At 74.4% G+C, this 7,919-nt stretch carries 6 protein-coding genes; 4 read left to right on the top strand and 2 right to left on the bottom strand.

Going from position 1 to position 7,919, the window contains the following annotated elements; all coding sequences use genetic code 11:
- Window positions 1-36: 36 nt before the first annotated feature.
- Together ACIPSC_RS31005 and ACIPSC_RS31000 are read left to right on the top strand one after the other, a co-directional pair.
- Window positions 37-531, top strand: a complete 495-nt coding sequence (locus ACIPSC_RS31005; RefSeq protein WP_400830453.1) for a flavin reductase family protein — start codon at window positions 37-39, stop codon at window positions 529-531.
- A 69-nt stretch (window positions 532-600) separates the two neighbouring features.
- Window positions 601-2,682, top strand: a complete 2,082-nt coding sequence (locus ACIPSC_RS31000) for an ArnT family glycosyltransferase (protein ID WP_400830451.1) — start codon at window positions 601-603, stop codon at window positions 2,680-2,682.
- Window positions 2,683-2,760: 78 nt separating this feature from the next.
- On the opposite strand, the gene ACIPSC_RS30995 is transcribed toward ACIPSC_RS31000, so the two are convergent.
- On the bottom strand, window positions 2,761-3,573 hold the full coding sequence (locus ACIPSC_RS30995) for a class II aldolase/adducin family protein (protein ID WP_400830448.1): 813 nt from the start codon (window positions 3,571-3,573) through the stop codon (window positions 2,761-2,763).
- Between the two features lie 58 nt (window positions 3,574-3,631).
- Window positions 3,632-5,170 (bottom strand): FAD/NAD(P)-binding protein, encoded by a 1,539-nt coding sequence (locus ACIPSC_RS30990; RefSeq protein ID WP_400830446.1) that lies wholly within the window; start codon window positions 5,168-5,170, stop codon window positions 3,632-3,634.
- 353 nt (window positions 5,171-5,523) lie between these two features.
- Between ACIPSC_RS30990 and ACIPSC_RS30985 the strand changes: the two genes are divergently transcribed.
- Window positions 5,524-6,768: a cytochrome P450 gene (locus tag ACIPSC_RS30985; RefSeq protein ID WP_400830444.1), complete on the top strand. Its 1,245-nt coding sequence runs from the start codon at window positions 5,524-5,526 to the stop codon at window positions 6,766-6,768.
- Window positions 6,769-7,074: 306 nt separating this feature from the next.
- Window positions 7,075-7,689, top strand: coding sequence for a hypothetical protein (locus tag ACIPSC_RS30980; protein ID WP_400830442.1), 615 nt, complete (start codon window positions 7,075-7,077; stop codon window positions 7,687-7,689).
- Window positions 7,690-7,919 lie beyond the last annotated feature (230 nt).

The raw sequence follows: 7,919 nt of genomic DNA, 5'->3' as shown, positions 1-7,919 counted from the left end.
CCACCGCCGCCCCCCTCTCTGAGACCGGAGGCACAGATGTCCCTTGCACCCGAGGAGTTCACCCGGACGATGGCGCGGGTGCCCGGCCCGGTGGCGGTGGTCACCACGGTCGACCGGGCCGGCCGCCGCTGGGGGTTCACCGCCAGCTCGTTCAGCTCGTTGTCGATGACGCCGCCGCTGGTGCTGGTCTGCCTGGGCAGGTCCGCCAGCACGCACCGGGCGTTCGTGACCGCCGACTCCTTCATGGTCAACGTCCTCGCCCAGGAGCAGTCCGGGATCGCCCAGCGGTTCGCGCGCTCCGGCGTGGACCGCTTCGAGGCCGGCGACACCCTGCCGCTGGAGCTGGGGCTGCCCGGCATCCCGGAGGCGGCGGTCCGGGTGGCGTGCTCCATGCACCAGGTCCTCGACGGCGGCGACCACTCCATCCTGATCGGCCGGGTCGAGGCGGCCGCAGTGGGCCCCGACGCCCCGCTGGTCTACTGCGACCGCTCGTTCCAGCGCCCGGTGGCGCTGGACCCGGCCACCGTCTGAGTGCGAACCATACTTCGAACTTTTTGATGGATCGTTGGCGATCCGTCCCGGGTCGCCGATGCTTCTGACATGTCCATAACGAAAGAGCGATCGGAGCGACCCGGTGCGGACGGCAGCACCGCCGCGCCCGGTCCGGCGCGGCCCCGTACCGCGCGTCCACCCTACGAGCGGCCGGTCCTGGCGGTGATCGCCGCGGCCTGCGCGCTGGTGGTCTGCTGGGACCTCGACGGCCGGGCGCTCTCGCCGTACGCGCCCGCCGCGGTGCGCAGCATGGCGCACTCCTGGAAGGCCTTCCTCTTCGGCGCGCTGGACCCGGCCTCCTCCCTGACCGTCGACAAGATCCCCGGGGCGCTCTGGCCGCAGGCGCTGTCGGTGCGGCTGTTCGGGTTCCACCCCTGGGCGGTCTTCCTGCCGCAGGCCGTCTTCGCCGTGCTCACCGTGCTGGTGCTGCACCGGGCCGTGCGCCGGCACGCCGGACCGCCCGCGGCCCTGCTCGCCGCGGCCGCGATGGCCTGCACCCCGGTGGCCGCGGCACTCGCCCACTTCGCCTGGCCGGACACCCTGCTGACGCTCCTGCTGGTGCTGGCCGCCGATGCGACCCTCCGGGCGGTGGACGGCGGCCGGACGGGCCCGCTGCTGATGGCCGGGGTCTGGGTCGGGCTGGCGGTGCACGCCAAGATGCTGGAGGCCTGGGGTGTGCTGCCGGCGCTGGCCGCCGTCCACCTGCTCGCCGCGCCGACCGCCCTGGCCCGCCGGCTGCGCGACCTCGCCCTCGCCGGCGCCGTCACGGCCGCGGTCTCCTGCGCCTGGATGGCGGTGGTGTGGGCGGTCCCGGCCGAGGACCGCCCCTACGTCGACGCGACCTCCGACAACGACCCGTTCAGCATGGTGTTCGACTACAACGGGCTCGACCGCTTCAACGCACAGACCCAGTCCGCCGGCACGTACCCCTACCGCAGCGGCCTGTTCGACGCCGTCTTCGGCCTGCTCGGCACTCAGGTCATGTGGCTGTTCCCGGCCGCGGCCGCGGCCGTGGTGTGGACGCTGCTCCGGCACCGCCGCGCGGACCGCACCGACCCCGCACGCGCCGGGGTGCTGCTCTGGGCCGGCTGGCTCGGCACCTACGCCACGGTCTTCAGCGTCGCCCAGATCAACCACGTCGCCTACGCGGTCGTGCTCGGGCCGCCGCTGGCGGCGCTGGCCGGCGTGGGTCTGGCCGGGTGCGCACGGGGCTTCCGGGAGGGCGTCCGGGAGCGCGGCCGGCGCGCCTGGGTGCTGCCGGTGCTGGTCACGGCCTCGGCCGCCTGGGCCGTCGTGCTCACCCGGCGGGCGCCCGGCTTCCGGCCCTGGCTGCCCGGCCTGGTGACCGCCCTGGCCGCCCTCGCGGTGCTGCTGCTCCTGGGCCTGCTCCTGGCAGTGTTCCGGGGTCCGCTCCCGTCGGGCACGGCCCCGCCGGGCGTCGACCAGGGCGGGCCGCGGCTGCGCCGGGCGCGGGAACGCGTCGCGGCGGGCGGCGTGCTGCTGGGGGTGGCGGCGGTGCTGGCCGCCCCGGCCACCTGGACCGTGTCGACCGCGGCCCGGGAGTACACCGGGATCTCGACCAGTCCGGAGGCCGGGCCGCTCTTCGCGGACTGGGAGTTCGTCGACGCGCCACCCGAGGTGCGTGCACAGCTCTCCGCGGCGGCCGCCGAGTTCCTCCGGCCGGAGAACCTCGGGCGGGTGCTCGGCCCGCCGGTGCCCGCCGAGGCGGACCTGGCCGCGCTGTGGTACGCGGCCGGTCGCTCGGACGGGCGCCGGTACGCGCTGGCGGTCTCCGACGCGGTGCGGGCCGCGGACCTCATCGCCGACTCGGGCGCCTCCGTGCTGCCCATGGGCGGATTCACCGGGCGCGTGCCGTTCCCGGACCGGGAGCACTTCCTGGCCCTGCTGCGGGCGGGGGAGCTGCGCTACGTACTGGCCGTCCCGCCGACCCAGCCGGGCCCGCCGACGGCGACCACCGCGAACCTGGAGTGGGTGGCGGCGAACTGCGCGCCCGTCGATCCGGCCGACTACGGCGCGGGCGCACCGGCGGCCGACGCGGCGGCCGGACCCGGGGGAGCGGCGCCGAGCCGGCTCTACGACTGTGCGGGCCGGGCGCCGGCCACCCCGTGACGGACCGCCGGACCGACGGACCGCCGGACCGACGGCGGTGGTCCCCCGGCCGGTCGTGGCCGGGGGACCACCCCGGGGTTACTCCTCCAGCAGGTCCGGCTGTTCGGCGACGATCTCGTCCCAGAGCAGCTGGAAGCTGAACCAGCCGAGCTGGGAGTCGCCGAACCCGGCGCCGGCCGCCAGCGCCTGTTCGTGGCTGAACGCCTTCGGCGTCCCGGCCGCGTGGGCGAGCAGCTGGACCTGCGCGCAGCTGTCGTAGGTGAAGAACCAGTGCACCGCCTCGTCCAGCGAGCCGCCGACCGTGATCAGTCCGTGGTGGCGCAGCAGGATGGCGCGGTTGTCGCCGAGCTTCTCCGCGATGTCCCGGCCCTGGGCCAGCGAGACCGAGGGGCCCTCGTACTCGTCGTAGAGCACCTGGCGGCCGTAGAACGCGCAGGCCTCCTGGTCGATGGGCTCCAGCAGCCGGCCGAGCGCACCGAGCGCCCGGGAGTGTGCGGTGTGGCCGTGTGCGGCGGCGGTGGCCCCGGGCTGGAGCTCGTGGATCTGCGAGTGGATCACGAAGGCGCTGGGGTTGACCCGGTACCGGCCCTCCACCACCCGGCCGGTGGAGTCGACGCAGATCAGGTCGGCGACCCTGACCCGCTTGAAGGAGACGCCGAAGGGGTTCACCCAGAACCGGTCGGGGTGCTCGGGGTCGCGGACCGAGATGTGGCCCGAGATGCCCTCGCCGAAGCCGTACTTGCCGAACAGCCGCAGGGCGGCGGCGAGCCGCTGCTTGCGGTGGCGCCGGGTCTCCTCCGGGGTCGCGAACTCGGGCTCGCCGGGGATCGGCAGGCCGGTGGCGGTGTCGGCCAGGAACTCGGCCTCCGGCCGCGGGACAGTGGTGGTCAAGACGGATCGTTCCTCTCGGGTCGCAGGCTGGGGGAAGGGCGGGCGCGGACCGGCCCGCTCAGGTGGAGACCAGGACGTCCTCGGCCCGCGCGGATTCCGACTCCGCGGCGTGGTCGAGGATCGCGGCGACGATGTCCACGCTGCGGTCCACCAGGGACGGCACGCCCCAGGTGAAGAAGAGCGCGCCGGCCCCGATGTTGCCGAGCCCGTACAGGCGCGGGTCGGGCCGGCCGTCCACGGTGAGCCGGCTGGTGGCGCGCTCCAGGTGCAGCCCGCCGTACGGGTGCCGGGCCGCGGCCCGGCCGTGGACCAGCGAGTCGACCAGCGGGCGCGCCGCGGCCGGGATCCGGTCCGCGGCGGCGTTCACCGCGTTCACCACCGTGTCGGCGGTGAGGGCGGCACCGGTCCCGGTCAGGGCGTCGAAGCGCGCGTCGGGGCGCACGGTGATGCCGCGCAGCCCGGAACGGTTGGCCAACTGCCCGCTGTCGAACATCCGCAGCAGGGCGGCGGCGCTGCCCGGCGGCATCGGGCAGCAGAGGCTCATGGTGGTGCGGTAGTGGCGGCGGAGCACCTCGGCCTGGTCCCGCGGCCGCAGCAGCGGCCACACGTCGGGCCCGGTCTCCGGGACGGCTCGCTGCAGGATGCGCAGCCCCATCCCGGGTGAGTCGACCTCGCCGAGCTGGCGGCGCAGCCGCGCCACTGGGTCCTCCCGGCCGATCGCCGCGAGGTCGGCCACCGCGGCGTCGAGGTCGGCACCGGCGTCGCGGAACTCCGCACGCATCAGGGCGCCGAGGTCGTCGATCGACAGGTGGTGCCGCCGCCGGGCCAGCGACCGCAGCCGCTCGGTGGTGAAGTGCCGCAGCTCGAACGGGATCGGGCGCTGCCGGACCCCGGGGAGGACGCCGCGCCGGGAGAGCAGGCTGATCGGGCCGCGGTGGCCCTGGGCGGCGAGCGAGAGCACGATGTCGACGGCGGTCAGGCCGCTGCCGAGGACGGCCACGTGGTCGTCCGCGTCGATCTGCCGGAGCCGGCCCACGGCCGGGTACGGGTCGGCCACGAAGCCCGGTGCACCGGCGAGACCGTAGCCGTCCTCGGGGCGGTCGCCGCCGACGCAGAGGACCACGTGGTCGAAGGACCGGACGCCGCCCCGGCCGGAGCGCAGCACGACCTCGTCCGGGCCGCGGTCGGCGGCCGTCACGGGCTCCCCGATGAGGTTCACCTGCCAGCCCTGTCTGCGCAGGTCGGCCAGGGCCGCGGCGGCGGTCTGCTCCAGGTACTCGCCGTAGACGGGGCGTGGGGCGAAGCGGACGCCGGACCGGGCGTCGAACTCGGCCGGGCCGCCGACGGCACGGTCCCGCGCGGCCAGCCAGCGTTCGAAGTGCCCGGGGTCGCCGGCCCGCACCGACATGTCGTCGGGGGTGGCGTTCACCCGGAGCGTCTCGGTGTCGACCTGGTACGCGCGGCCGCGCCAGAGATCGGGCGACGGTTCGAACACCGTGACGCTGCCCGGTCCGCCGCGGGCCCGGGCCAGCGCGTCGATCAGGCAGACTGCGGCCGCGCCACCTCCGACGATGCCGATCGAGAATCCACGCGACATTTCTCAGTCACCTATCGATAAATGGAAGGTGCGGAGTGCTGCATCGACAGTTGTGTCCGCGGCCGCCGGAATCCTTCCTCGCCGTCGTGGGAATGTCGTGAAGTGCCGCCCATTCCTACCAAGTTCCGACGAGTATTCCGTCGGCCCGGAATGTGGTCCACCGGACTGTCAGGTTGTTGACAGGGCCGGGAAGGGGCCTTGGAGGGCGCCCCGGACATGGGACAGTGCCGCCCCGGCGCCGCCCGGAATTGGCCGCTCTCGATTCTTCGATGCGGGGGGGACCGCCGGCTCGTGATGCTGATAGAGCTGTCGCCTGAACGTTGGCGAGTCGTACCCGAGAGGCAGGCACCACCATGACGCAGACCGCCGTCGAAGAGCTGGAACTACCCGGGGCGGACCTGGAGGAGCTGGGACCGGACTTCTACCAGGACCCGTACCCCGTCTACGCACGACTGCGCGAGCAGGGCCCCGTGGTCAAGGTCCGCTTCGGCCCGACGCCGGTGTGGTTGGTCGTCGGGTACGCCGAGGGCCGCTCCGCGCTGGCCGATCCACGCCTGGTCAAGGACCAGGGCAGAATCGCCCGGGCCGCCGCGGCGCTGATGGGCGTCGAGGCGCTGCCCGAGCCCGAGGAGCAGACCTTCGGCGAGCGGGTGCTGACCAGCCACCTGCTCTCCATGGACCCGCCGGACCACGGTCGGCTGCGCGGCCTGGTCGGCAAGGCGTTCACCAACCGCAAGGTCCAGGCGCGGCGGGCGCGGGTGAACGAGGTGGTGGCCGAGCTGTTCGACGCGGTGGCCGACAAGTCCGAGATCGAGCTGCTCGCGGACGTCGCGTACCCGCTGCCGATCACCGTGCTCTGCGAGCTGCTGGGCGTGCCGGTGGGCGACCAGGCGGAGTTCACCCGGCTGGCCAACGCGCTCAACTTCGAGCCGCCGGAGCGGATGCGCGAGGTCGCCGGGGAGCTGGCCGAGCTGGTGCTGACCTGGGTGGAGCTGCGCCGTCGCGAACCCGGGGACAACCTGCTCAGCGAGCTGGTCCGGGCGCACGACGTCGACGGGGTCCTCAGCCTGGAGGAGCTCGTCTCGATGGTCTTCCAGATCCAGAGCGCCGGCTTCGGGCCGACCAGCCACCTGATCTCCAACGGGGTCCGGGCCCTGATGGTGCACCCGGACCAGCTCGCCCTGCTGCGGGCCGACCGCTCGCTGATCCCGGCCGCCGTCGACGAGTTCGCCCGCTTCGACACGACCGTGCACCTGGCGATGCTCTCGGTGGCCGCGGAGCCGGTCGAGCTCGGCGGGGTGCTGATCGAGGAGAACGACTTCGTGGTGGTCGCGACCGGTGCGGGCAACCGCGACCCGAAGTACCGGGCCAACCCCGACGTGCTGGACATCCGGGCGAGCACCGCCGCCCACCTCGGGTTCGGCCACGGCATCCACCACTGCCTGGGCACCGCGCTCGGCAAGGTCCAGGCCGAGGCGGTGGTGGCGGCGCTGCTCGACCGCTACGAGACGATCGAACTGGCTGTCCCGGCGGGCGAGCTCACCCACAAGGTGTTCCCGGCCCGGCTGCTCGACGCGCTCCCGCTGCGCGTCGGCTGAGCCCGCGGCCGTCCGCCGGTGCGAGTCCGGCCACCACGGCGTCCGGCCCCCGCGGGCCGGGCGCCGTCGTGCGTCGGGACGCCGGCCGGCCGGGCCCGTCCTGCGTGCGGTGGAGGGACCGCCTCCCCCGCGCGGGGGAGTGCTCCCCTTCTCGCGGCAGATGCGCGGGGCCCGGTCCGTCCGTCACCGTTGAATCAGCAAGAGGCAGGTACCGCCCGCCGGATCGGTGGAGGCCCTGGGGAGTGTCTTACAGATCTTGCCGGGCCGCCCCGCACCGATCGGGTATCCGAACGAGGAGAGCTCCCGATGACCGCTCGCACCATCCTGACCAAGCTGCACGGCCCGACAGCGGCGGGCGTGCCCCGCTGGGCGGTGTGGACCGCGTACGCGACGACCCTGACGGCGCTGCCCTCGTGCATCTGGCGCATCGCGGCGATGAACCTGAACGCGCCGCTGATCGACCACAACGACGCGCCACCGGAGGGCCACGGCGCCGTCCTGGTGAGCGGCGAGGGCTCCTGGTGGTACGTGATCGCGCTCAGTGTGGTCAGTGAGGCGCTGGCCTTCCTGGCCGTGGGCCTGGTCGCCCGGTGGGGCGAGGTGTGGCCGCGGTGGATCCCCGGGCTGGCCGGGCGCCGGGTGCCGATCATGGCGGCGGTCGTGCCCGCGGGTGTCGGCTCGGCGCTCCTGATGGTCTTCCCGTACGCGATGGTGATGTTCGCCAACGGCCGTATGGTGAACGGGAATCCGGACACCACGATGACCCACGGCTGGCAGACCGTCGCGTTCTGGGTCTCCTACCTGCCGCTGGCCGCCTGGGGGCCGCTGCTGGCCGTTCTGACGGTGCACTACTACCGGCGCCGCCGGGCCGCCGAGGCGGGCGGCCGCAGCCGGAAGCCGGAGGCCGCCCTGGCCGGGTGAGGCACGGGCGCCACCGGTCCGGTCCGGGGCGGTCGCCGGCGCCGTGGAACGCCACGGTGGTCCGGCGGCCGCCCCGCCGTGCGGTCCGGCCGCCTTCCCGCCGCCTTCCCGCTGTCTTCCCGCCGCCTCCCCGCCTCCTCCACGGCGGCTTCACCTGGAGGGTTCGAATTGTTCGACATGGCGTACCGCCGCACCGCTCTCCAGGTGAATGCTTCACCGAGAGAGCGGTG

Origin of the sequence: Kitasatospora sp. NPDC090091, from assembly GCF_044747365.1 — a bacterium.
GTDB lineage: Bacteria > Actinomycetota > Actinomycetes > Streptomycetales > Streptomycetaceae > Kitasatospora.
The sequence above is the reverse complement of the archived record's forward strand: the minus strand, read 5'-3'. Positions and strand labels throughout refer to the sequence as shown.